General features: G+C 62.8%; 25 protein-coding genes, 1 tRNA gene and 1 other annotated feature. Of the genes, 3 read left to right on the top strand and 23 right to left on the bottom strand.

Annotation, left to right across the window (positions count from 1 at the left end):
• Window positions 1-113: 113 nt before the first annotated feature.
• From galE to R2E40_RS05360, 21 genes are all read right to left on the bottom strand, one after another.
• Window positions 114-1139: a UDP-glucose 4-epimerase GalE gene (gene galE, locus R2E40_RS05460; RefSeq protein ID WP_318164954.1), complete on the bottom strand. Its 1026-nt coding sequence runs from the start codon at window positions 1137-1139 to the stop codon at window positions 114-116.
• A gap of 84 nt (window positions 1140-1223) precedes the next feature.
• Window positions 1224-2231 carry a hybrid-cluster NAD(P)-dependent oxidoreductase gene (locus tag R2E40_RS05455; RefSeq protein ID WP_318164953.1) on the bottom strand — a complete coding sequence of 336 codons (1008 nt, stop codon included), beginning with the start codon at window positions 2229-2231 and terminating at the stop codon, window positions 1224-1226.
• Between the two features lie 114 nt (window positions 2232-2345).
• Window positions 2346-3995 (bottom strand): hydroxylamine reductase, encoded by a 1650-nt coding sequence (gene hcp, locus R2E40_RS05450; protein WP_318164952.1) that lies wholly within the window; start codon window positions 3993-3995, stop codon window positions 2346-2348.
• A gap of 205 nt (window positions 3996-4200) precedes the next feature.
• A complete protein-coding gene (locus tag R2E40_RS05445; protein WP_011705037.1) occupies window positions 4201-4668 on the bottom strand; it encodes a Dps family protein in 468 nt (155 codons plus the stop codon).
• Window positions 4669-4792: 124 nt separating this feature from the next.
• On the bottom strand, window positions 4793-5350 hold the full coding sequence (locus tag R2E40_RS05440; protein ID WP_318164951.1) for a DUF3833 domain-containing protein: 558 nt from the start codon (window positions 5348-5350) through the stop codon (window positions 4793-4795).
• A complete protein-coding gene (locus R2E40_RS05435; protein WP_318164950.1) occupies window positions 5350-5901 on the bottom strand; it encodes a chalcone isomerase family protein in 552 nt (183 codons plus the stop codon). Before R2E40_RS05435 ends, R2E40_RS05440 begins: the two co-directional genes overlap by 1 nt.
• Window positions 5858-6076, bottom strand: coding sequence for a TIGR02450 family Trp-rich protein (locus tag R2E40_RS05430; protein WP_011705034.1), 219 nt, complete (start codon window positions 6074-6076; stop codon window positions 5858-5860). The genes R2E40_RS05435 and R2E40_RS05430 overlap by 44 nt, the downstream gene beginning before the upstream one ends.
• Window positions 6073-6552 carry a DUF2878 domain-containing protein gene (locus tag R2E40_RS05425; RefSeq protein WP_318164949.1) on the bottom strand — a complete coding sequence of 160 codons (480 nt, stop codon included), beginning with the start codon at window positions 6550-6552 and terminating at the stop codon, window positions 6073-6075. The genes R2E40_RS05430 and R2E40_RS05425 overlap by 4 nt, the downstream gene beginning before the upstream one ends.
• A 2-nt stretch (window positions 6553-6554) precedes the next feature.
• Entirely contained in the window at window positions 6555-7811 is a 1257-nt protein-coding gene (locus R2E40_RS05420) for a cyclopropane-fatty-acyl-phospholipid synthase family protein (protein WP_318164948.1), read from the bottom strand.
• Entirely contained in the window at window positions 7811-8593 is a 783-nt protein-coding gene (locus R2E40_RS05415; RefSeq protein ID WP_318164947.1) for a DUF1365 domain-containing protein, read from the bottom strand. The genes R2E40_RS05420 and R2E40_RS05415 overlap by 1 nt, the downstream gene beginning before the upstream one ends.
• The gene (locus R2E40_RS05410; RefSeq protein ID WP_318164946.1) at window positions 8590-9849 is read right to left on the bottom strand and encodes an NAD(P)/FAD-dependent oxidoreductase; all 1260 of its coding nucleotides are present in this window, start codon (window positions 9847-9849) and stop codon (window positions 8590-8592) included. The genes R2E40_RS05415 and R2E40_RS05410 overlap by 4 nt, the downstream gene beginning before the upstream one ends.
• On the bottom strand, window positions 9846-10583 hold the full coding sequence (locus tag R2E40_RS05405; protein ID WP_318164945.1) for an SDR family NAD(P)-dependent oxidoreductase: 738 nt from the start codon (window positions 10581-10583) through the stop codon (window positions 9846-9848). The genes R2E40_RS05410 and R2E40_RS05405 overlap by 4 nt, the downstream gene beginning before the upstream one ends.
• Window positions 10580-11008 (bottom strand): nuclear transport factor 2 family protein, encoded by a 429-nt coding sequence (locus R2E40_RS05400; RefSeq protein ID WP_318164944.1) that lies wholly within the window; start codon window positions 11006-11008, stop codon window positions 10580-10582. The genes R2E40_RS05405 and R2E40_RS05400 overlap by 4 nt, the downstream gene beginning before the upstream one ends.
• Before the next feature lies 1 nt (window position 11009).
• Window positions 11010-12431, bottom strand: coding sequence for a deoxyribodipyrimidine photo-lyase (gene phrB / locus R2E40_RS05395; RefSeq protein WP_318164943.1), 1422 nt, complete (start codon window positions 12429-12431; stop codon window positions 11010-11012).
• The gene (locus R2E40_RS05390; RefSeq protein WP_318164942.1) at window positions 12428-13315 is read right to left on the bottom strand and encodes a MerR family transcriptional regulator; all 888 of its coding nucleotides are present in this window, start codon (window positions 13313-13315) and stop codon (window positions 12428-12430) included. Before R2E40_RS05390 ends, phrB begins: the two co-directional genes overlap by 4 nt.
• Window positions 13316-13378: 63 nt before the next feature.
• Window positions 13379-14323: a DUF523 and DUF1722 domain-containing protein gene (locus R2E40_RS05385; RefSeq protein WP_318164941.1), complete on the bottom strand. Its 945-nt coding sequence runs from the start codon at window positions 14321-14323 to the stop codon at window positions 13379-13381.
• 172 nt (window positions 14324-14495) lie between these two features.
• Entirely contained in the window at window positions 14496-15125 is a 630-nt protein-coding gene (locus R2E40_RS05380) for an outer membrane beta-barrel protein (protein ID WP_016349813.1), read from the bottom strand.
• A gap of 183 nt (window positions 15126-15308) precedes the next feature.
• The gene (locus R2E40_RS05375; RefSeq protein WP_016349812.1) at window positions 15309-15857 is read right to left on the bottom strand and encodes a DUF3157 family protein; all 549 of its coding nucleotides are present in this window, start codon (window positions 15855-15857) and stop codon (window positions 15309-15311) included.
• A gap of 95 nt (window positions 15858-15952) precedes the next feature.
• Complete coding sequence (locus tag R2E40_RS05370) at window positions 15953-16825, bottom strand: hypothetical protein (protein WP_011705023.1); 873 nt, start codon at window positions 16823-16825, stop codon at window positions 15953-15955.
• A gap of 45 nt (window positions 16826-16870) precedes the next feature.
• A complete protein-coding gene (locus R2E40_RS05365) occupies window positions 16871-17149 on the bottom strand; it encodes a DUF6482 family protein (RefSeq protein WP_011705022.1) in 279 nt (92 codons plus the stop codon).
• Between the two features lie 25 nt (window positions 17150-17174).
• The gene (locus R2E40_RS05360; protein WP_060388721.1) at window positions 17175-17774 is read right to left on the bottom strand and encodes an HAD family hydrolase; all 600 of its coding nucleotides are present in this window, start codon (window positions 17772-17774) and stop codon (window positions 17175-17177) included.
• Window positions 17775-17943: 169 nt separating this feature from the next.
• Window positions 17944-18078 (top strand) — a sequence feature (Phe leader region).
• A 38-nt stretch (window positions 18079-18116) separates the two neighbouring features.
• Here R2E40_RS05360 and pheA point away from each other — a divergent pair.
• Entirely contained in the window at window positions 18117-19289 is a 1173-nt protein-coding gene (gene pheA, locus R2E40_RS05355) for a prephenate dehydratase (RefSeq protein ID WP_011705019.1), read from the top strand.
• A 100-nt stretch (window positions 19290-19389) separates the two neighbouring features.
• Here pheA and R2E40_RS05350 read toward each other — a convergent pair whose 3' ends face one another.
• Together R2E40_RS05350 and R2E40_RS05345 are read right to left on the bottom strand one after the other, a co-directional pair.
• On the bottom strand, window positions 19390-19821 hold the full coding sequence (locus tag R2E40_RS05350; RefSeq protein ID WP_043139908.1) for an LPP20 family lipoprotein: 432 nt from the start codon (window positions 19819-19821) through the stop codon (window positions 19390-19392).
• A 15-nt stretch (window positions 19822-19836) separates the two neighbouring features.
• On the bottom strand, window positions 19837-20457 hold the full coding sequence (locus R2E40_RS05345) for a FlgO family outer membrane protein (RefSeq protein ID WP_039215697.1): 621 nt from the start codon (window positions 20455-20457) through the stop codon (window positions 19837-19839).
• Between the two features lie 194 nt (window positions 20458-20651).
• Here R2E40_RS05345 and R2E40_RS05340 point away from each other — a divergent pair, with 194 nt between their 5' ends.
• On the top strand, window positions 20652-21806 hold the full coding sequence (locus tag R2E40_RS05340) for a flagellar assembly protein FlgT (RefSeq protein ID WP_029303764.1): 1155 nt from the start codon (window positions 20652-20654) through the stop codon (window positions 21804-21806).
• A gap of 50 nt (window positions 21807-21856) precedes the next feature.
• Window positions 21857-21933, top strand: a tRNA-Arg gene (locus R2E40_RS05335).
• Window positions 21934-22042 lie beyond the last annotated feature (109 nt).

Here is a 22042-nt window from a genome sequence, read left to right as displayed (position 1 = left end):
AAACCATCAGGCCTGATGGGCCGTCGCGAGAAGCTGTCAGCAAGGCGAAGAGCAGCGCAGGGACCCGAGTTTATATGAATAAATGAGGTTCCCGAGCAGCGCATGACCCTTGATCACGGCTTCGCAGCAGGACCATAACCGTTCGGGTTCTGGCTTTGCCAGCGCCAGGTATCGATCATCATCCGCTCCAGACCACACTCGGCCTGCCAGCCCAGCTCGGCACGGGCCTTGCGCGGTTCGGCCCAGCACTCGGCGATGTCGCCGGGGCGACGGGGCTTGATCTGGTAGGGAATGGTGCGACCGCTGGCCGCTTCAAATGCCTTGATCATCTCCAGCACTGAATAGCCCTGACCCGTACCCAGGTTGTAGGTAAAGACCCCGGTATCCGACGCGATGCGTGCCAGCGCTTTGAGGTGACCGATGGCGAGATCCACCACGTGAATGTAATCGCGCACCCCGGTACCGTCCGGCGTCGGGTAGTCGTTGCCAAACACCCCCAGCTCCTTGAGCTTGCCCACGCCGACCTGACTGATATAGGGCAGCAGGTTGTTGGGAATGCCGTTGGGATCTTCCCCGATGAGGCCGCTCTCGTGGGCACCGACCGGGTTGAAGTAGCGCAGCAGCACGATGGCCCAGCGGGGATCGGATTTGGCGAGATCGCACAGGATCTCTTCGACCATCAGCTTGGAGCGGCCATAAGGGTTGGTCGCGCTGGTGGGGAAATCTTCCCGCAGCGGTACCGAGGCCGGATCGCCGTAAACGGTGGCCGAGGAGCTGAATACCAGCCGGAACACGCCGGCCCTGGCCATCTCTTCGCACAGCACCAGGGTGCCGGTGATGTTGTTCTGGTAGTAGGTGAGCGGGATCTGGCTCGACTCGCCGACGGCCTTGAGCCCGGCGAAATGGATCACCGACTCGATCTGGTGGGCGGCAAACAGCTGTTGCAAACAGGCCCGATCCAGCACATCCCCTTCGACGAAGATGACCGGCTTGCCGGTGATCCGTTCGACCCGTTTGAGCGATTCGGGGGAGGAGTTGGAGAGGTTGTCCAGCACCACGACCTGCTGCCCGACGTTCAAGAGTTCAACCAGGGTATGGGAGCCGATATAGCCGGCGCCCCCTGTGACCAGAATTGTCATTTTGTATCCCGCGTTCGACTGAAACTGGAGCTGAGTCTACCCGCCCGGCCCCGCTGCGAAAAGAGCGGGATACTCATGGCCCCCTCAATAGTCAACGCTGACATCCCCGCTGGCGGTGCAGGAACAGGCCAGTGCCACCCCGCGCTCGAGATCCTGTGCACTCAGGGTCATCACGCTCTGGCGCTCGATTTCACCTTCCGTGGTACAGCGACAGGCCCCGCATACCCCGGCGCGGCAGGCTGCCATCATGGTCTCCCCCGCCCCCTCCAGCGCCGCCAGCAGGGTCTGACCCGGCAGGATCTTCACCTTCTTGCCGCTCTTTTTAAGGGTCAGCCAGAAGTGGTCGCTGCCGGCCGCAACTGGCGCCGCACTCGATGTTCCAGCAGGCAGGCCGAACGACTCCTGGTGCAACTGCGCTGCCGGCAGGCCCAGCTCCGCCAGCATAGTGCAGACTGCGGTCATGTAGGGGGCAGGCCCGCACAGATAGACGTGGCGTGCGAGCAAATCTGGCGCCAGTTCCCTCAGCATGTCCGGTGTAAGCCGGCCCACCCAGGGATGATCTGCTGGCGCCTCTTCCAAGATCAGAGCATGACGCACACCAGCATGAGCAGCGGCCAGCGCAGCCAGGCCGTCTGCGAAGATCACATCCTCCGGCGAGCGAGCACTGTGAATGAAACGGATGTCGGCATCCGGCCGTTTGGCCAGCTCGTCCCGCAGCATGGCCCACATGGGGGTGATGCCGGAGCCGGCGCTCAAGAGCAGCGGCCGCTCGCAGGGCAAGGCAGTCAGGTTGAAGTCGCCAAAGGGGCCATCCACCCGGATCTCGTCCCCCACTTGCAGGGTTTGATGCAGATGGTGGGAGACCAGTCCGACATCCTTGATGGTGACCTGCCAGCAGGCATCCTGCGGGCTGGAGGAGAGGGTATAGGCACGGCAGTGGGGCTGGCCGTCAATCTCGGTGTGCAGCGTCACGCACTGGCCCGCCAGCACGGCAGGCAGGCTGCCCGTCTGCGGCACGAACTGCCAGCTCGCCACGTCGTGGGTATCCGCCCGGCGGCCGATGCACCTGAGGGTGAGAGAGGTGGAGGTCATCGCAAGGCTCCTCTTGCTGAAAAATGTTGGAAAGGTGTCGTTAAAAAAAGGCGAGCCATCAGGCTCGCCAAAGGCTTACAACATGCTGAGCGTGTAAGGCAGATGTGGCGCCGCTCAGGCCGCCAGGATCTCGGCGAGATCGGCTTCTGCGGTGGTGGTTCCTTTCAGGCCAAATTGCTCTTCCAGCACCTTGAGCAGGGCCGGGGTGAGGAAGGCCGGGGCGGTCGGGCCGGTACGGATGTCCTTCACACCCAGCGCCAGCAGGGTGAGCAGAATGACGATGGCCTTTTGCTCGAACCAGGAGAGCACCAGGGTCAGCGGCAGATCGTTGACGCCGCACTCGAACGCTTCGGAGAGCGCCAGCGCAAGCTGGATGGCGGAGTAGGCATCGTTGCACTGACCCACGTCCAGCAGGCGCGGAATACCGCCGATGTCGCCGAAATCGAGCTTGTTGAACTTGTACTTGCCACAACCCAGGGTCAGCAGCAGGCTGTCCTGCGGGATCGCCTTGGCAAACTCGGTGTAGTAGGCGCGCTCGGCACGGTCACCGTCACAGCCACCGACCAGGAAGAAGTGGCTGATTTCGCCGGCCTTGACCTTGTCGATCACCGCCGGGGCGGCCTGCATCAGGGCGTTGCGGGCAAAACCGATGGTGATGAAGTGCTCCAGCTCAACGTGCTTGAAGCCTTCCAGCGCTTGCGCCTTGGCGATCACGGCGGAGAAATCTTCCCCTTCCAGATGGGTCACGCCCGGCCAGCCGACGATGGAGCGGGTGAAGATGCGATCCGAGTAGTTGCCCACATTCGGGTCGATGATGCAGTTGGAAGTCATCACCACGGCACCCGGGAAGTTGGCAAACTCCTTCTGCTGGTTCTGCCAGGCGGAGCCATAGTTGCCCACCAGGTGTGGGTACTGCTTGAAGAAGGGGTAAGCCAGCGCCGGCAGCATCTCACCATGGGTGTAGACCTTGATGCCGGTGCCCTTGGTCTGCTCCAGGATGAGCTTGAGATCCACCATGTCGTGACCGGAGACCAGGATGCACTTGCCCGGAACCGGAGTGACGCGAACCTGGGTCGGCTCGGGGTGGCCGAAGGCGGTGGTTTCACCAAGATCCAGCATCTCCATGATCTTGAAGTTCAGCAGACCAATGTCCATGGCGCACTTGAACAGCGGATCCAGATCGCTCGGATCCGTACCGAGCCAGCTCATGATGCGGTGGAATTCGGCGGCTACCCCGGCATCCTGCTGATCCAGCACCCGGGCGTGCTCCATGTAGGCGGCGGCGCCCTTGAGGCCGTAGAGGCAGAGCAGGCGCAGCCCCATGATGTCTTCGTTGACCTCGTTCTTGCCGCGGTTGACTGCGGTCTGCGGCGCCTGGGCCAGCTGGGCCAGCAGATCGGCACCCGGCTCGAAACGGGCGACTGCGGGCAGTGTGTCGGCCTGCACCGCCAGCGGTGCCAGCTTGGCGGCCAGTTGCTGACGATAGGTCAGCGCCTGGTTGACATAAGCCACGATGCGGGCGGAGTCAAAGTTGACGTTGGTGAGGGTGGCGAAGAAGGCCTTGGGCACGAAAGCGTCGATCTCGCCGTCGACGATGCCATGCTCACGGGCGGCCAGCGCCCAGGCGCTGAGCCCTTGCAGGGTATAGATCAGCACATCCTGCAGATCCGAGGTTTCAGCCGTCTTGCCGCACATACCTTGTGCATAGGCGCAGCCGTTGCCTGCCGGGGTACGAATTGTCTGTTCACATTGCACACAAAACATCATGCCTCTCCTAATTGGACATTTCAGTTGTTTGTTTTGTGGCGATTCTATTCCTACAGCTCAGAACTTAATAGGCATGCAATTTGCCAATTCAATTTTCATTGATGCAGATCAAAAACAAAAAAGCCGCCCAAACAGGGCGGCAAGCGGGTGGATAAAAGGAGAGACAACTCAGGTTTGCAACAAAGCTCACTTCAACAATGGGTTAGGCCAGGTAGGCGCGCAGCATCCAGACCAGTTTCTCCTGCTGCTGCACGTAGTCGGAGAGAATGGACGCAGTCCCTTCATCACCGGCATCGGCGGCCTGCCCCAGGATGCGGCGCTGGGCCACCAGCAGTTCGCGGAAACTCTCCAGCAGGGATTCGACACAGGCACGACCGTCGTGCAGCCCCTTCTGCTCGGGAATGGCGGAAACTTTCAGGTAGTCACTGAAGCTGTGCAGCGGCACGCCATCCAGGGTCAGGATGCGCTCGGCCAGAGCATCGACCTTCAGCAGCAGGTCGTTGTAAATCTCTTCGAACTTCAGGTGCAGCTCGAAGAACTGGTTGCCGCGGATGTTCCAGTGGAAGCCGCGAACGTTCATATAAAGGATCTGGTAGCTGGCCAGCAACTTGTTCAGCTCGGCGGCCAACGCTTGTGATTGAACGGTATCAAGACCAATCGGACTCTTCATGTTTCACCTCCAGATTTGACGACTTGGTCATCTTAGAACTCATCAGACTCAAAAGGTAATAGTTAAGATCTAACTGATTGATAGAGTGCGGCTATCATCCCTGCTGTCGGCCGGACGAGGCGGCTCATTCAGGCTGCCGCTCGATGTAGAGGAGCACCTCCCCCAGCTGGATGCCGAACTTGCTGATGGCAGCCCGGTTGAGCAGGCGATTTTCATCCAGCAGATACATCCAGTCATCGACACTCACCCGCACCACGCTGCCGTCAGGCAGCGCCAGATCGAGCTGATAGCGCCAGTTGAGGGCAAAGCCTGCCGTCTTGCCTACCGCCTCCCCCACCACGTCGGCCGCCGTGCCGCGCCAGTGACCATCCGCTCCCTTGCTCAAAAACCAGGTGCGGGTCTGCTGGCGCCCGTCATCAAAATAGAACTGCTCGAACAGCTCCCCCTTGTCCCCCTGCCAGTGCCCGCGCATCTCCACCCGAAAACGGCTGGTCACCTCGCCGCTGCGATCGGTCACCAGACCGTGCGCCGTCAGCTTGCCATTGAAGAAGCGAGCGAGATCCCACTCGGGGCCCTGACCGCGATAATCCTCCAGACTGCTGCCGCAACCAGCCAACAGCAGCAGCGGCAACAACAGCAGGTAGCGCCAGGCGTGGATGTATTTCATGAATTCCTTTTGCATCAGCGCTCTCCCCGCAGGCGGCGAGTAAGCGCCGGATCGCGGCTCCCTTGTGCCAGCCAGATGGCAAGAAAGGCCGCCGAAAATTGCGGATCGGCAAGGGTGCCGAGCGGCTTGTCCCGCCACCAGAAATGGCCCGCGCCGCCCCTGTCGACATAGAAGGTAAGCCGGTCACCCGCCTGGACATCGGGCCAGAGCGCGGCGAGCTGACCAAGCCAGCCCTGGCGCTGCTGCTCGCTGCCAAGCCCCAGTCGCTGCCACTCGGCGGCGGTGGCACTCAACAGATCGTCCCGTTCGATGGCTCTGGCGTAGGTGAGGCTGAGCGCCTGAGGATAGTGACCCGGCCGATAACGGCCGTTCTCGCTGTAGAGGGTGGCGTCATAGAGCTTGAACCAGAGCCAGCTCATCTCGCCGCACCCGACCGGCTGCAGCTGCTGCCAGGGAGTAACCAGGGCTTGCCCGGTCTGGGCGAAAGGGGTCAGCGGTAGGCTCAAGCCTGCCAGCAGCAGGCTAATTCCACCCCATGTGCCAATGGGCGGGATCTTCGAGTTCATGCCAGTCCATCTCCTGTTCCAGCAGCGTGTTGATGTCCTGCATCACCACCTGCTGCAGCTGCCCCTGCGCGTCGCGCTGACAGGCCACCACCAGATAGAAACGCTCGGTCAGCTCGTGCCGGCTCTCTTTGGTCCATTTGGAAAACAACAAGGTGTCGGTCGAAAAGGTGTTCATCTCGCTTCACCCTCCAGCTTGACCGTTACCCACAGGAGTACGGGTAACCACCACATCCAGATCACCGCCAGCAGTGCCGCACTGATCCCGATGCCCCAAGGTAAGTGTACTGCCCCCATGGCAGCTCCCGCCACATAGGAGGAGGCCCCCCCAACCATGCCGAACAGCCCCTGCTGCCAGCGTGGCAAGGGCCGCAGCCAGCGCAGGCCGTGGGAGAGGGTCAGGGCAAAACCGCACCAGAGCAGCACCAGCCAGAGTGGAAAACCGGTGTTGAAATAAAACAACCCGAGTTGCCAGAGCAAGGCATCGAGCAGGCTGCCGGCAAGGGCGACCGGGATGAGCCGCCAGTCGTGCCAGCGGCGGGGGGAGAAGAGAAAATGAAGCAACAGCAGTACCAGCAGCAGGCCCGGCTGCTGCCACTTCACCGCCAGCAACCAGTAGAGGTTGAACCCCAGCAGATGGGCCCACTGCCACATGCTCAGCGACCGCCGACAGGCAGATCCCCACTCCAGCCGAGTGGGCCCGGTTTGGCCGCTTCCAGCTGCACCAGGCTGATAGTGCGCTCCCAGAAGCCCCCCTCGCAGTAGGCGAAATAGAAGTGCCACAAGCGAATGAAGTCCTGGCTGTAGCCGAGGGCTGGCAGCTCGGGCACCAGCGCCAGGAAGCGCTCGCACCAATCAGCCAGCGTGCGGGCGTAGTGGTGGCCGTGATCGTGCAACCGCACCAGCTGCATGTCGGTCTCGCGCGCCAGCAACCCCGCCATCTGGGAGACGCTCGGCAGGCAGCCGCCGGGGAAGATGTAACGCTGGATGAAATCAACCCCGCGCAGATACTGGGCATGGCGTTGATCGGCAATGGTGATGGCCTGAATGAGCAGGCGACCACCGGGTTTGAGCAGCCGCGACAGCTGGCGGAAATAATCGGGCAGGAAGGCGTGCCCCACCGCTTCGATCATCTCGATGGAGACCAGCTTGTCGTAAGTGCCCTCCAGCTTGCGGTAATCCTCCAGCAGCAAGGTGATGCGATCCCCCAGCCCCTCCCGCGCAATCCACTCCGTGGCGTAATCGTGCTGGGCCCGGGAGATGGTGGTGGTAGTCACCCGGCAGCCGTAGTGACGGGCTGCATAGATGGCGAGGCCGCCCCAGCCGGTGCCGATCTCCAGCAGATGATCCTCAGGCCCAAGTGCCAGCCGCTCGCAGATGGTGCGCAGCTTGGCCTGCTGCCCCTCTTCCAGGCTGGCCTCGGCATGGGGATAGATGGCGCTCGAGTACTGCATATGGCTGTCGAGAAACCCCTGATAGAGGGTATTGCCGAGATCGTAGTGGGCGGCGATGTTGGAGCGCGAGCCGGTCAGGGTATTGCGGTTAAGCCAGTGACGCACCTTGTTGAACGGGAAGCTGAGCCAGCCGAGGCGCCGCTCCAGACTGTCGAGCAGCGCCAGGTTGCGGGCCAGCAGCCTCACCAGTGCCACCGGATCCGGGCTGGTCCAGAGCCCCTCCACCCAGGTCTCCCCGGCGGCGATGCTGCCCCCCAGCAGCAGGCGGCGGTAGAAGGCCGGATCCTGCACCACCAGCTCGGCATGCAGATCGGTACCCGCCACGCCAAAGCTGTGACGCTCAGCGCCATCCCGCAGCAGCAGCTGGCCGTGTTCGAGGCGCCCCAGCAGATTGAGCAGCAGTTGCCTGGCCCCCTTGTCGATGAAAGAGGCAGAGAGGGTTGATTGCACAAGTTCCATTAGCGGCTCTCCGGATGGCTAAAAATGGGTGTTCGTTTGATAAAAAGACGCAGGGCCTGCCAGTAGATCCTGAGCAGCACCTTCATGGTCATCCAGGGCCAGCAGGCCAGCAGGGCCACCAGCCCCTTGCGCGACAGCGGCGCCCGCCGCAGTGCCAGGGTGGCATCAAACAGCTTGGCCTCCCCGGATACGGGATGACTCTCGATGTGGATCAGTGTCTCCTGCGCGGGCGGACGAATGCGCCAGTGGTAGCGCATCGCCAGCCCCATGAAGGGAGAGACGTGAAAATCCTTGTCGTGGGGGACCAGCGCCGCCAGATCCAGCAGGTAGTAGTGGCGCTCGTTCCAGGGGGTGTTCGACACCTCCGCCAGCAGATAGCGCGCCTCTCCCTGCCGGTAACAGAAGTAGAAGTTGACCGGGCTGAAGTAGAAGCCCAGACAGCGCACATTGCCGAGCAGCAGCACCCGCCCCTCGGGCTCGGCATCGCCACCCAGTTCGCTCACCTTCTGCCACACCGCCTGCTTGAGCGGCCCCTCGCTGCCGCGCAGGTAGTCGTCGCGACGAAACGAGAGCAGCCCTGCCCGCTCCACCCCGAACCAGCGCCCCTTACCGAGCGTGGCCAACTCGTCGAGATCCAGCCCCAGCATGAAGAGGTTGTAGGAAAAGGCATGGGCGCGCGGTGCGAAGCGGCGGTGGCGCACCGAGCCCTGCCAGATGGCGCTGAGGGTGCCGGTCATGGCCTCGGCACTCGCCTCCTGGCCGCTCAGGACTGCCCCCTTCATAGCTCGGCCCCGAACCGTCTGGCCACGTCCAGCGCGCTGCGCACCCCGTCTTCGTGAAAACCGTTGTACCAGTAGGCGCCGCAGAAGTGGGTGTGCTGCTGGCCGCAGATCTCGGCCCGCCGCTGCTGGGCGGCGATGGAGGCCTGATTGAACACCGGATGGTGATAGACGAAACGGCGCAGCACCTTGCTCTCGTCCACCTTGCCCTCGGGATTGAGGCTCACGCAGAAGGGCTGCGGCGAGCTCACCCCCTGCAATATATTCATGTTGTAGCTCACCAGCGGCCGTGCCCCGTCATCCTCCCCCAGCTGATAGTTCCAGCTCGCCCACGCCTTGCGGCGCACCGGCAGGCAGCGCACATCGGTGTGCAGCCAGACATCGTTGGCCTGATAAGGCATGGCGCCCAGAATGGCCAGTTCCCGCTCGCCCGGATCCGCCAGTAATGCCAGCGCCTGATCGCTGTGACAGGCGAGGATCACCTCGTCAAACCGCTCCTCGCCGTAACTGCTCAGGATCACCACGCCGTCCGCGTCCCGCCGTACGCTCTGCACCGGACAGGCGAGGCGGATCTGCGACTGCCAACCCGCGGTAAGGGGGCCGATATATTCCCGCGAGCCGCCGGGGATCACGTACCACTGGGGCCGATTGGCCACCTCGAGCAAACCGTGGTTGGCAAAAAAACGCAGGAAGAAACCGAGCGGAAAGGCGCGCATATCGGCCAGCGTCGACGACCAGATGGCGGCCCCCATCGGCAGGATGTAGTGGCGGGCGAAGTAGTCGCTAAATTCCCCCACCTGCAGAAAATCCCCCAGAGTCAGCTCGGGGCCCTCGCCCTGATGTTGACCATCGGCCAGCCAGGCCCGCGCCTCGCGGTTGAAGCGCAGGATCTCGGCGACGAAGCCGTAGAAACGGGGGCTCAGCAGGTTGCTGCGCTGGGCAAACAGGGTATCCAGGTTGTGGCCGTTGTACTCCAGCCCCTGCGGGCTTTTCACCGAGAAGCTCATCTCGGCCGGCTGCCGCGCCACCCCGATCCGCTCGAGCAGCCTCAGGAAGTTGGGGTAGGTGCGGTCGTTGAAGACGATGAAGCCGGTGTCGATGGCATAGCTGCGCCCCGCCTGGTGGACGTCGACGGTAGCGGTGTGGCCGCCCAGGGTCGGCGCCGCCTCGAACAATGTGATGTCGTGCAGCTTGTGGAGCAGAAAACCGGCGGTCAGACCTGAAATACCGGAGCCGACGATGGCGATCCTTTTCTTCATGAAGGGCGTCCTTTCGAAACGAGTGTGCGGCCAAGGCGCAGCCAGAGCCCCGTCGGCAGCGCGCCAAGCAGGCGCAGCAGCCAGATGAAACGGCGGGGAAAGTGGATCTGGTGACGACCGGCAATGAGCCCCGCCATGATGGCGCGGGAAGCCTCTTCCACCGTCACCAGACAGGGCATGGGAAAATCATTTTTGGCGGTGAGCGGGGTCGCCACGAAACCGGGACGGATCAGGGTCACGCCGATCCCTTTGCCGGCCAAATCGAGGCGCAGGGTATCCGCCAGATAGTCGAGGGCCGCCTTGGAGGCGCCATAGGCTTCGGCCCTGGGCAGCGGCAGCCAGCTTACCGACGAGCTGACGATGGCAAGGCGCCCGCCCGCCCCGAGCAGCGGCAAAAAAGCGGCCAGGGCATGACCGGTGGCAACGAGGTTGGTCTCTATGACCCTAGCAAACAGGGCGCCGTCAAACCCCTCGGCTACATCCATATACTCGCAGTGGCCAGCATTGAGGATCACCAGATCAACCTGCGGCAAGCTGACGGCCGCCTCGCTCACGGCGCTTGCATCGCGCCCGTCAAACTGCAGCGGTGTGATGTCGTGACGACCCAGTGCCAGCAGCCGCTCGCCATCGCGACCACAACCCCACACCTGCCAGCCGGCGCGCCGATAATCGAGCGCCAGCTGAAAGCCGATGCCCGAGGTGGCGCCGGTGATCAGCACCCTGCCGCCGCTCATGCGCCCAGCCTCCCCTTGATGGTGCGCACCAGGGGGCCTATCAGCGGCAACTGCTCGTAGAGCATGGCGCCCAGATCGAAGTAGTCGCGATGCAGGCACACCTTGCCCTCCTCATCGAACTCGAGGCGGGTGGCCCCCTCCACCGTCACTGGAGCACCGCCACGCAGCCTTGGATGAGAAAAGGTCATGGTCCAGCCGAGCCAGGCCTGACGCCCCTGCAGCAGCTGGCTGGTGATGACGAAACGGCAGTAGGCCAGGCGCTGATAGAGGACGGCAAAATAGTCGGTGAGCGCCGCCAGCCCCTCGATGCGGTGAGCAGGATCGGTAAAGACCACCTCGTTTGCGTAGACCTCGGGCAAACAGTGCAGCTCGTCTCTGCTTAGCTGCTGATAGAGGGCCACAAAGCGGGCCAGCGACTCATCCATGCTATTTCTCCAGGGCGCGAAACATCTCGATGGCTCTCACCCGGGCAACGGCGTGGTCCACCATGGGAGCCGGATAATCGTGCCGCCCCTTGAGCCGCAACCAGTCGTGAGGCTGGTGCAGATAGGCGGCAGGCAGATCGGCCAGCTCAGAGACCCAGATACGAATGAACTCCCCTTGCGGATCAAATCGTTGCCCCTGGGTGGTGGGGTTGAACACCCGGAAATAGGGCGCCGCATCGGCGCCGGTGCCCGCCGCCCACTGCCAGCCGCCGTTGTTGGCCGCCAGATCGCCGTCGATGAGTCGGCTCATGAAGTAATCCTCCCCGAGCCGCCAGTGGATGTGCAGATCCTTGGTGAGGAAGCTCGCCACTATCATCCGCAGCCGGTTGTGCATCCAGCCGGTGGCGTTGAGGCAGCGCATCGCCGCATCGACGATGGGGTAGCCGGTACGTCCCTCGCACCAGGCGGCAAAGGCATCCGGATCCCAGCTCCACGGCAGGGCCGCCGTCTCCGGCTTGAAGGGGCGATTCATGGAGAGGGTCGGGATCAGCACCAGCAGGTGGCGGTAGAACTCGCGCCAGATGAGCTCATTGAGCCAGACAAAGCCGGGCTGGGCCTTGGACTGGGGCCGGTAACCAAGCCGCTGCTGGAGCGCCGCCACGCACTGGCGCGGGCTGATGATGCCGGCCGCCAGATAGGGAGAGAGCACGGAGGTGCCCGCGATGGCAGGGAAATCCCGGGTCTCGCCATAGTCGAGCACCGCCTGCTCCAGAAAGTCATTCAGACGGCGGCTGGCCTCGGCCTCCCCCACCGGCCAGCGGGGGTCTGCCGTCAGCTCGCCAAGGGCGGCATCGATGAAGTCCCGTTCGGCCAGCGGCTGCCACGGCAGCGGCTCGCCACGCGCAGTGGGCGCGCGATGAATGACGAAGCCATCCTCGTCGAGGGCCTTGAGCCAAGCGCGGCTGAAGGGCGTGAAGACCTTGAACATCTCCCCCGACCCGGTCAGCACCCGCCCCGGTGGCAGCACGCAGCAGCCGTTGAACCAGTGGCAACCCACCGCCTGCTCTGCCAGCGTGGCGCTGACGGCCTGATCGCGGCGCAGCTCGTCGATCTCGATGGCCTGATTGGCGTAGAGCTGGGTTACACCCAGCTCGCGACAGAAGTCTGTCAGCGCTGCCGGTACCTCGGCAAAGGTCTCTACTCGCAGCAGATGGAGCGGGATGCCGAGCGCCGCCAGCTCGCGGCCCAGCACATCGACCTGGGCCAACATAAAGCGTTGACGGATGGGGGCCAGCTTGTGCTGTCGCCACTGGGTCGGGGAGAGGATAAAGAGCGCGGCCACCGGCTCATCACCGGCGCAGGCATGTCGCAGCGCCGGGTTGTCGGCAAGGCGCAGATCATTGCGAAACCAGACCAGCTTCATGATTTTTTCCTCCCGCGCCCGCCAGCACCAGCAGCCGCAGGCCCGCCCGCCATCACCTCGGCAAGGCTCGCCTGCCAGCCGTGGGCTTGCAGCCACTCGCCATCGTAGAGGCGCCCCAGCTCACCAAACAGGCAGGTACCGGCCGGCCAGTCGGCAGCCAGCTCCTGCTTGCCAAGGCCGGCCCCCAGCAGCACCAGCCAAGGGGTGACGGCGCGCCCCTCCAGCAGGCTGGCATGGCGCGGCTCCACCGCCCCCAGCAGTTGCACCTGATGACCCTGACCGATCAGCTCGTAGGCGGCCCAGACCAGATCGAGCGGGCCCACCTGTCCCCAGCTCGCCAAGGTGACCGGCATGCCCTTCTCCTGCTCGATGAGGTGGCGGGCAAAGCGGGTGTGCAGCCAACCGAGCCACACCTGTTGCAGCAGCTCGCCATCCGGCCGCTCGCGCCACAGCCCGAGCAGCCGCTCCACCAGCGGCTGCAGCACCCGGCTGCGCACCAGTTCGAACGGGTAGCTCGCCAGCAGGTCGTTCAGCTCGGCCTCGGCCTTGCGCTGGTTGAAGGCGAGCAGCGCCTGACTGAACTGCTCCAGGGTCTGCTGCCAGTGATCGCTCACCGGCTGAGCCTGGGGTTCGCTCAGGAGCCCCTTCACCTGCCCGATGCTCACTCCCCGCTCCAGCCAGCTCAGGATCTCGCCGATCTGGCGAATGTCCTGCTCGCTGTAGAGGCGGTGGCCCTTTTCGGTGCGGGCCGGCTGCACCAGCCCGTAGCGACGCTGCCAGGCGCGCAGGGTCACGGCATTGACGCCGGTGAGGCGCGAGACCTCGCGAATGGGGTAGATCCCCTCCTCCGACGAAGGAGAAGAGGCGTGCGGTAAATCAGACATAACGACATCCAGCAAAGGTTGAGGGAGAGGCCCCGGCCATCCGCCGGGGCCTGCACAGAATATTCAGAGCCCGTAGCGCAATTTCAGCGTGTCGGGATGGGGATTGAGGTACACCTGCTCGGCGAGATAGGGGTTGGGGTATTCCCGCAGGTAGTGGCGGATCAGGGTGAGCGGCACCAGCAGCGGAAAGACGCCGGTACGGTACTTGTCGATGGTGTCGCACAGCTCCTGTTTCTGGGCCGGGGTCAGCACCCGCTTGAAGTAGCCCTGCAGGTGCATCAGCACATTGGTGTGGCTGCGCCGGTTGGCCCGCAGGGTCAGCGCCGCCATCAACCCCTTGATGTAGCTGTCGGCCACCTGCTGCAGGTCGGCCTTGGCCAGGTTGCCGAGCAGCTTGCCAAGCGCCCGGTAGTGGGTGGTGGCGTGGGAGAGCACCAGATACTTGTAGCGGGAATGGAAGCGGATCAGCGCAGAAGCGGTGATGCCGCACGCACAGAGCTGCTGCCAGTCGTGGTAGGCGAAGACCCGCAGCACGAAGTTTTCCCGCAGGATGGGATCGCACAGGCGGCCATCTTCTTCGACCGGCAGCAGGGGATTGGCCTCCATCAGCGCCTTGGCAAACAGGCCGACCCCCTCCTTGGCACTCCCCTCGTTGTTGGCGCCATAGATCCGTACCCGCTCCATGCCACAGCTGGGGGATTTGGCGCAGAGGATGTAGCCGGAGATGAAGTCGAGCTGGCGCGCCTTCTGCTCGCTGAAGGCAATCAGCTTCTCGGTAACGTCGAAGCTGCCGTTGCTCGCCTCGGCGCGGACTTCGCCGTGGCGCTTCACCAGCCGGATGGCGGCGCGGGGCGCCCCCAGGCCAATGGCCATCTCGGGACAGACGGGGTGATAGTCAAAGTGGGCACCGAGATCCCGCTCGCAGAAGCTGGAACGCTTGTGGCCCCCGTCGAACCGTACCTCCTGCCCCAGCAGGCAGGCGCTGATACCAACCTTGATCTTGTACATATCATCACTCCTTGTATAAGTCTGAATCAGTTATAGCAGTTATACAAAAAATTGGAAGTTGTATAACTATTGCGGACTGATACGGCGCAAGGGTGAAGGGTGGATCAACCGGAAATGAAAAAACCCATGACCGAAGTCATGGGTAAAAATGAAGACACTACAGGAAGAATGATTAGAAGCTGTACTTCACACCCAGGCTGGTGATGGAGCCCTGTTGCAGGTCCCACTTGCGATAGGTGTAGTCGGCGGTGAGGGCCAGGTTCTGGCTCACCTTGTAGGCGGCGCCCACTTTGAAATCGTGCATGTCGTCGGTCATGTTGGCGTAGCGGTAGCCGGTGGAGAGCTCGACCGCGCCGATGTCGTAGCGCAGGCCGGCCTCACCGTACATGCTGCCGCTGTTCTTGCGGGTGATCACATCCCAGCCGCTGTCTTTGACGTTGGCAGCCACCTGACGCTCCATGGTGTAACCCATCAGGCCCGCTTCCCCATACAGGTTCAGACCTGTGCTGAGCGGGGTGTAGACACCCAGACCCAGGCTGGAGATGCCCATGCTGTCGTTGCCATCGTTGCGGGAGGTGTACTCGCTGCCCAGACGACCGTAGAAGTTGGAACCGAAGCTCTTGGAGAGGTCCAGGTTCAGACCGCCGAAGTCGCGGTTGTTGCTATCCTTGCCGCCGATGTAATCGGACTTGGTGTGCGCCCAGGTCAGGCCGCCTTTGGCGTAGCTGAAGGCATCCTCAGCCAGAGCGGAAGTTGAAGCGAAACCGGCCAGAACCAGAACTGAAAGTGCAGCTTTTTTCATTTTGATGACTCCATCGTTGAGCTAGTTGGGACCTAGCTGGAATGGGGTCATTGTGCAGAGGGCAGGGAGAAATGCCGAGCGGCAAGCTGTTGCCAAACCATGTCAGATGTAAGCAACTGTTGCAGGTGGTTACCGGGTTAACAATCAAGACAGGCTCCACGAAGGAGCCTGTTGCATGAGGGATCAGCGGAACTCCACTTCCTCAATCTCGACCCGCACCAGGGGCTTGCCGGTGAGGCCGGCCGGACGCGGTACCTCCAGCACCATGGAGGGGCGCTGCTGCCCCTTGCGCAGATAGGACTCCGGCAGACGGTTCTCGCCGACCCAGAAGCGGGCCTCCTGCTTGACCAGCTGGGCCCCCTGCTCGCTGAACAGGGTCACGCTGCCGCGCACCCGTACCACGTTGCGGGTGCCGGTGTTGCTCACCATGAATTGCAGTTGCAGAGGATCCGAGCCCTCCACCTTGGCCAGCTTGACGCCGATCCCGTCCTTGACGGCCTGAGCCAGCAGCTCGGGGTTGCTCATCGCCTGCTCGGTCAGCACCGGCACGGCCACCGTGCCCTGCACCGCGCTGCCGTCGGCGGCGGGCTTGAGCAGCAGGTATTCCCAGGTAAAGTCATCGTTGAGCTGCACCTGGCGGCCATCCGGCAGGGTCACCTGGGTGAGCGGAGCGGCCTGCACCAGCAGGGGCGAGAGGCAGAGGGCAACCAGCAGACGGGACAAGGGTTTCATAGGGTGATGACTCGGCGTCGATGGAAAAGGGCGTCAGTATAAAGAGTCCGCTCCGGCTTGCCTATGACCGCACTCACGTTCCTGCCCTCGGTTGCCTAGACCACCAGCTCCTGCCGCTCCTCTTCCGCCGCCATGTCCAGCGTCACCAGATCGAAGGCCGTGCTCTTGAGGGCGGTGAGAATATCCGGCTGCAGATCGAAGGCCTGGGCCCGCAGCCGGGCTGGCACCCTCACCCGGGCCAGGGTGGTGGCCCGATCGGCGAGGGTATGAAAGAACACCTGGGCCTCCTCCAGCCCCATGTCGGCCAGCATCTGCTCCGCCATGTCCACCATTCGCAGATGACGGCGCTCCACCAGCTCGGGGTCGGAGAAACGGTAGCTCAGACAGCCGTGGGCACTCTTGCCCCAGCGCCCGAGCTGGCGCTTGTTGAAGCCGTAGCGAAAGTCCCTGTGGGTCATGCCCTGCTTGGCAAACAGCCAGAGGGTATTGGTCGGCAGGCTGCCAAAACGACGCAGATACTCCTGCAGCTCCTCCACCGGCGCCGGCAGCAGCATGGGCAGGTGGCTCCAGTCGGTTTCCAGCGCGGTGAGGTGGCAGATGTAGCGTACCGGGTCGATCACCTCGTTGAGGTGGCGCAGGTGATCGCAGAAGATCATCTCATCGGTCTTGATCACCCGCTGCTCGATGCCGTAACGCTGGCAGTAGCGCTTGGCGCGCGCCACCTCCTTGCGGCTGCGGGTCGGGCTGTCCAGGGTGATGGCCCGGATCCGGATACCGCTGGCGCGGCACAGATCCATGCTGTAGCAGGATTCCAGTCGACCGGAGAAGGAGACCGCCAGTTCGCCGTAGCCAGCCAGGGTCTCGATAAGTGACTGTTCCCTGGTCTGAAAGGTCTGATCGTATCCCCGATTCAGCACAACGATATTGGCATCCATAACGACGGCACCGGATGATGAATTGGGCGCCATTGTGCTGCAACAATCCTGAATAAACCCTTAAAGGGCAGGGATAAATCAGAATTTAATGATAATTTCATGCCAATTAGTTTCATTTTCATCCAGCTGAGCATCATAAATCCGAAGTTTCGCCTGATGAACCTGATGCATGCGCAGAAATCCCTCGGCCTGCTCGAGGGAGGCAAAGGTCAGCCGGCCCCCTCCGCTGTCGGTGAGACACTGCATCTCGCCGTCGGCCTCGACACAGAGCTGATACCCGCTGCCATCCAGACAGGCGATCAGCAGCCCCGCGTCCGGATAGTGACTGAGCCAATTGCGAAACCGGCCATGCTCCATACCCTCTCCCTCTACATCCTGCCATTCAGGCGGGCAGGTAACCCTGCGCCACCAGTTGCTGGCGACAACTGTATGCATCGGTAAACACCAGGCCGCCGATCCCCAGTGCCTGTGCGGCAGTCACGTTGGCCGGGCTGTCATCGATGAACAGGCACTGCTCGGCCTGCAAGTCGAACGACACCAGCAGATAGCGGTAGATATCCGGCTCCGGCTTCATCATCCGTACCCTTGCCGACACTACCTTGCCACTGAAGAAACGCCAGAAGGGCTGATGCTGCTCCAGCCAGTCGATGCTGGCATGCCCCATGTTGGAGAGTGCGTAGAGGGTATGACCCGCCCCATGCAGGCTCTCTATCAGGCTCAGCATAGCGGGATCCGGCACCAGCGAGGCGGGCACCGCCTGCAAAATCGCCAGGTTTTCGGCGGCGCTCAGCCCGGTGCGATGCTCGGCCTGGCGGGCCATGGTGTGCAGTGAGAGGGTGCCGCGGTCCACCTCCAGCCAGTCCGGGTGGTTGAACAGCCGCTCCGCCAGCTGCTCCGCTTCGTGCGCCCCGCGTACCGAGCGCACGATACCGACCGGATCCCAGCTCACCACCACCCGTCCCAGATCGAAAATAATCGCCATCTTCACCTCCAGCTATCTGCATCATTACGACAGCAAGCGGGTCCGTTTTACCCGGTTTTTCCCCCGCAGGCTCACGCCCCTACCCTGCCCCGTTCGCCTCCCCCGGGCAAGTTTTACTTGCATCGCACGGTCAAATCCCTTAATGGTTATGGCGTTACCTCAAGGACACACTCATGCACGCACCATTCTTTTTTGCTTTCTCGTTTATCCGGCCCTCATGAGGGAAGGCCCGTCGTCACGTGAAGCACTCGCGTAAACAGAAAGCAAAGACGAATCGAGCCTCCCCTAGCGGAGGTTTTTTTTTGCAGCCACCACAATCGATTACTTGGATAGGGAACCATCATGGCAACGCTCGACGAGATCAGACAAGACATCACCCAGTTGGATCAGGAGCTGCTCGCCCTGCTGGCCAAACGCAAGACCCTCAGCATCGAGGTCGCCCGCGCCAAGCAGGCCAACCCGCGCCCGATCCGCGATCCCCAGCGCGAGCAGGATCTGCTGGTCGCCCTGATCCAGAAAGGGCGTGTGTTGGGGCTGGACGCCCAGTACATCACCCGCATCTACCACACCATCATCGAAGACTCGGTGCTCTCCCAGCAGGCCTATCTGCAGAGCCTGCTCAACCCGGAGCAGCAGGAGCCGATGACCAGCGTCGCCTACCTGGGACCGCGCGGTTCCTACTCCAGCCTGGCGGCCCGCAAGTACCTGGCCCGCTACAAGGATCAGGTGATCGAGGTGAACTGCCAGAATTTCCGCGAGGTGCTGGATGCGGTGGAGTCGGGCCGTGCCGCCTTCGGGGTGCTGCCCATCGAGAACACCAGCTCGGGCTCCATCAACGAGGTGTACGACGTGATGCAGCACACCAGCCTCTCCATCGTCGGTGAGCTGACCTACCCCATCGAGCACTGCATCCTCACCGCCGTGCCAACCGAACTGGGCCGCATCAAGACCTTCTATGCCCACCCGCAGGTATTCCAGCAGTGCTCCCATTACCTCAGCAAGCTGGAAGGGGCGCGCCACGAGATCTGCGACTCCTCCTCCAGCGCCATGATGAAGGTGAAAGAGCTGGCAAGCCCGGAGGCGGCGGCCATCGGCAGCGCGGCCGGCGGTGAGCTGTACGGGCTGGACGTGCTGGCCGAGCAGCTGGCCAACCAGAAGGAGAACTACAGCCGCTTCATCGTGGTGGCGCGCAAGCCCATCGATGTGGCACCGCAGATCCCGGCCAAGACCACCCTCATCATGTCCACCTCCCAGAAACCGGGCTCGCTGGTGGAGGCGCTGCTGGTGCTGCGCAGCAACGAGATCAACATGACCAAGCTCGAGTCCCGTCCGGTGCAGGGCAACCCGTGGGAGGAGATGTTCTACCTGGATGTCTCCGCCAACCTGCAGACCCCGGCCATGCAGGCCGCACTGATGGAGCTGACCAAGATCACCCGCTACATCAAGGTGCTGGGCTGCTATCCGAGCGAAGATGTCAAACCGACCGCCGTGCCGCCGGTGCTGCTGGGCAACTAGCCAGCGCTGCAATCAGCCAGGCTGGGCGGCCGACACCTCCAATGAAAAAGGCGACCCTCCGGGGTCGCCTTTTTGTCGTCCATTCTTCGCGTGCACGTCGTCAGAACTGGCCCGCCATCAGCTGATTGATGTTGTAGAGGGCACGGGTATCTAGCTCCATCTCGGTGGCATAGGTGTTGCCGCGGGGATAGGAGGCCACCACCCTGGCGCCGCGCACCATGCCGGCTACCGACACGTCCAGCGAGTTGGAGGTCTGGGTCAAGTCCTTGTAACTGCTCTGGCCACGCACCTGCTGGCCATTGAGCTGTTCCGCCAGCTCCCGATAGGCATCCATCTTGGAAGCGCGGATGGCCTGCAGCATCTTCTCGGACTGGGACGGACCGGGCTGGATGTCGATCACCGCGTAACCCACTGCCTTGAGCACCGGGAAGTCATCCGGCTTGTTGTTGCCGCCGCCATAGTTGACCACCCGATTGCCGCCGCTGCACGCCGTCAGCAGCAGGACCAGCAGGCATCCGAACAGGATTTTCATTGCATCTACTCCTTGTCAGGGCGTCAGATTGACCAGATGGCCGCCGGGACGCGCCTGGCTGTCACGCATCAGGTAACCGCGGTTGATCGAGGCCCGGCCAAACGAATTGTTGGCACCGAACAGGTATTGTTGCGGGATCAGGCTCTGGGCCGTGGTCTCCACCATCTTGGTACGCAGGTCGATGATGCGGGCATTGACCAGGATCCCCTGCTTGTTGCGGCTGAAGGTGCCGGTCAGGATGCGGGAGATGGGCAACCGGGGGGAGAGATCCCGATAGTTGCGGCTCATCACGAAGTCCCCTTGCGGGGTGACCTTGATGCTGCCGGTCAGCTTGAAATCCACTACCACTTCCCCGCGCCGATTCAGCTCGTAAATAAAGCTCTCCTCGATCTGCTGCCCCATCCAGTTGGTGTCCTGCAGGGTATCGAGATCGACGAAAGAGGAGACCGCGATGGGTTCGGTCAGGGTGGAGAGCGACTTGCGCTCCATCAGCTGATCGGTCATGCGCGCCACCAACCAGTTGAGTTCCATCCCCTGCGCCGCCTGACGAGGATCACCCTGCTCCCGGTTGATGGGGTCGGAGCCGCAGCCGGCCAATGCCAGGGCGAGCGCCAACGCCGTGATGAGTTTGTTCATGGATACCTTTCCTGTATCTGCACCTGATTTGTTATCGGTTCGACCGGCCAAAGCTTGAGCCGGGAATGAGGCATGAATCTTGCTAAATATTCGCGTGTGCTGTGCAACCGGCACGGTTCTGTGATCTGTATCGGCCGGCGACCTCGCTTCGACAGGAGTGAATCGCGCCGACCCGCATATTCAAGGTGCTTGTCATGAAATTACCGCTGCTGTTAACCCTGCTGCTGGCCAGTCTGTCGGCCCGGGCCGAGATCATCGAGGCGCAGGGCAGTGCCGCCATCCTGGGCGGAGACGAGGTCTACGCCCGCGAGCAGGCGACCCGCGATGCCCTGCGGCAGGCTCTGCTGGCCAGCGGCGCCGCCGTCTCCAGCATCCAGCGCCTGGAAAACGGCAGCCTGCGCTCCGAGCAGATCCAGATCCGTTCCGGCGGCGACATTCGCCAGTATCGGCTCAAGCGGGAAGAGGTGCGCAACGGCCGCATGTACATCACGCTGCAGGCCGACATCCAGGCCGAACGCCAGATCTGCCAGACCCAGCACTACGCCAAGGATTTGACGCTGGTGCGGCTGCGGCTGCGCTACCCCGAGCAGGCGAGCTACGGCGCCCTCGACGACATGCCCGCCAACCTGTCACGCCGCATGTTCGAGGCCCTGGCCAACGCGCCGCAAGGGGTGGCCGTGCGCCAGTGGCTGGACGAAAACCTGCGCATCGACCCGCTCCACCTGCAACAGGGGGATCGCAGCGCCCTCGAAGAGATCAAGGCGCTCAGCCTGCGCACCGACAGCCAGTATCTGGTGCTCGGCAGCATCGACGATCTCTCCCTCGAGCCACAAGGCAACCAGCTGACCAGCTGGTATGAAGACCCCATCCGCAACTTTCGCATGCAGCTCTATCTGTTCGACGGCATCAACGGCAGCCTGCTCGGCCGCAAGGAGTACCAGGGCCGGGCCAACTGGACCTTCGCCAAGCGGGATCAGGTGGGCAGCAGCAGCGGCCAGTTCTGGCAGTCGAGCTACGGCCAGGAGGTCAACTACCAGTTGCAGGAAGCGGTGCAGGATCTGGTGGCCCAGCTCAGCTGCGCCCCGGTCACCGCCCGGGTGGTCGGCCAGAACGAGCGCGGCCCCCACATCAATCTGGGCCGCCGCAACGGCGTCCGGCTCGGGGATCAGTTCCGCATCCAGCACGATGCCGATTTCATCGACCCCTACGGCAAGTCGCGCATGATGCGCAACCCGGCCGACGGCCTGTTCGAAGTGGTGCAGGTGTTCGAGGATGGCGCCATCATCAGCAGCCAGAACAAATATTCGCCGTTTAACATCCAGATCGGGGATCTGGCAGTATTGGAATAAGAATCAAGGGTTTAAAAGGGAGCGGCTTCTTGTATAATGCCCGCCACAATGCTCCCGTAGCTCAGTAGGATAGAGCGGTCCCCTCCTAAGGGACAGGCCACTGGTTCGACTCCAGTCGGGAGCGCCATACAAAACAAGGGGTTGGCATCATCATGATGCCAACCCCTTGGTCGTTTCAGGCCAAGGCCGCCATTCGGCCGATTGCGGGCACGTCGGCCGCCCCGCATCCCGCCACA

This window comes from Aeromonas sp. CD (assembly GCF_033349375.1).
Classification (GTDB): domain Bacteria; phylum Pseudomonadota; class Gammaproteobacteria; order Enterobacterales; family Aeromonadaceae; genus Aeromonas; species Aeromonas hydrophila.
The sequence above is the reverse complement of the archived record's forward strand: the minus strand, read 5'-3'. Positions and strand labels throughout refer to the sequence as shown.

What these genes read in the sequence shown, in the direction of transcription:
- R2E40_RS05405 (WP_318164945.1), bottom strand. Translation starts at nt 10,583, where the DNA reads ATGAGCGGCGGCAGGGTGCTGATCACCGGCGCCACCTCGGGCATCGGC.
- R2E40_RS05400 (WP_318164944.1), bottom strand. Translation starts at nt 11,008, where the DNA reads ATGGATGAGTCGCTGGCCCGCTTTGTGGCCCTCTATCAGCAGCTAAGC.
- R2E40_RS05350 (WP_043139908.1), bottom strand. Translation starts at nt 19,821, where the DNA reads ATGAAAATCCTGTTCGGATGCCTGCTGGTCCTGCTGCTGACGGCGTGC.
- R2E40_RS05345 (WP_039215697.1), bottom strand. Translation starts at nt 20,457, where the DNA reads ATGAACAAACTCATCACGGCGTTGGCGCTCGCCCTGGCATTGGCCGGC.
- R2E40_RS05380 (WP_016349813.1), bottom strand. Translation starts at nt 15,125, where the DNA reads ATGAAAAAAGCTGCACTTTCAGTTCTGGTTCTGGCCGGTTTCGCTTCA.
- R2E40_RS05420 (WP_318164948.1), bottom strand. Translation starts at nt 7,811, where the DNA reads ATGGAACTTGTGCAATCAACCCTCTCTGCCTCTTTCATCGACAAGGGG.
- R2E40_RS05375 (WP_016349812.1), bottom strand. Translation starts at nt 15,857, where the DNA reads ATGAAACCCTTGTCCCGTCTGCTGGTTGCCCTCTGCCTCTCGCCCCTG.
- phrB (WP_318164943.1), bottom strand. Translation starts at nt 12,431, where the DNA reads ATGAAGCTGGTCTGGTTTCGCAATGATCTGCGCCTTGCCGACAACCCG.
- R2E40_RS05445 (WP_011705037.1), bottom strand. Translation starts at nt 4,668, where the DNA reads ATGAAGAGTCCGATTGGTCTTGATACCGTTCAATCACAAGCGTTGGCC.
- R2E40_RS05410 (WP_318164946.1), bottom strand. Translation starts at nt 9,849, where the DNA reads ATGAAGAAAAGGATCGCCATCGTCGGCTCCGGTATTTCAGGTCTGACC.
- R2E40_RS05360 (WP_060388721.1), bottom strand. Translation starts at nt 17,774, where the DNA reads ATGGCGATTATTTTCGATCTGGGACGGGTGGTGGTGAGCTGGGATCCG.
- R2E40_RS05370 (WP_011705023.1), bottom strand. Translation starts at nt 16,825, where the DNA reads ATGGCGCCCAATTCATCATCCGGTGCCGTCGTTATGGATGCCAATATC.
- R2E40_RS05385 (WP_318164941.1), bottom strand. Translation starts at nt 14,323, where the DNA reads ATGTACAAGATCAAGGTTGGTATCAGCGCCTGCCTGCTGGGGCAGGAG.
- R2E40_RS05435 (WP_318164950.1), bottom strand. Translation starts at nt 5,901, where the DNA reads ATGAACTCGAAGATCCCGCCCATTGGCACATGGGGTGGAATTAGCCTG.
- R2E40_RS05440 (WP_318164951.1), bottom strand. Translation starts at nt 5,350, where the DNA reads ATGCAAAAGGAATTCATGAAATACATCCACGCCTGGCGCTACCTGCTG.
- R2E40_RS05390 (WP_318164942.1), bottom strand. Translation starts at nt 13,315, where the DNA reads ATGTCTGATTTACCGCACGCCTCTTCTCCTTCGTCGGAGGAGGGGATC.
- R2E40_RS05415 (WP_318164947.1), bottom strand. Translation starts at nt 8,593, where the DNA reads ATGAAGGGGGCAGTCCTGAGCGGCCAGGAGGCGAGTGCCGAGGCCATG.
- galE (WP_318164954.1), bottom strand. Translation starts at nt 1,139, where the DNA reads ATGACAATTCTGGTCACAGGGGGCGCCGGCTATATCGGCTCCCATACC.
- pheA (WP_011705019.1), top strand. Translation starts at nt 18,117, where the DNA reads ATGGCAACGCTCGACGAGATCAGACAAGACATCACCCAGTTGGATCAG.
- R2E40_RS05455 (WP_318164953.1), bottom strand. Translation starts at nt 2,231, where the DNA reads ATGACCTCCACCTCTCTCACCCTCAGGTGCATCGGCCGCCGGGCGGAT.
- R2E40_RS05340 (WP_029303764.1), top strand. Translation starts at nt 20,652, where the DNA reads ATGAAATTACCGCTGCTGTTAACCCTGCTGCTGGCCAGTCTGTCGGCC.
- R2E40_RS05430 (WP_011705034.1), bottom strand. Translation starts at nt 6,076, where the DNA reads ATGAACACCTTTTCGACCGACACCTTGTTGTTTTCCAAATGGACCAAA.
- R2E40_RS05425 (WP_318164949.1), bottom strand. Translation starts at nt 6,552, where the DNA reads ATGTGGCAGTGGGCCCATCTGCTGGGGTTCAACCTCTACTGGTTGCTG.
- R2E40_RS05365 (WP_011705022.1), bottom strand. Translation starts at nt 17,149, where the DNA reads ATGGAGCATGGCCGGTTTCGCAATTGGCTCAGTCACTATCCGGACGCG.
- hcp (WP_318164952.1), bottom strand. Translation starts at nt 3,995, where the DNA reads ATGTTTTGTGTGCAATGTGAACAGACAATTCGTACCCCGGCAGGCAAC.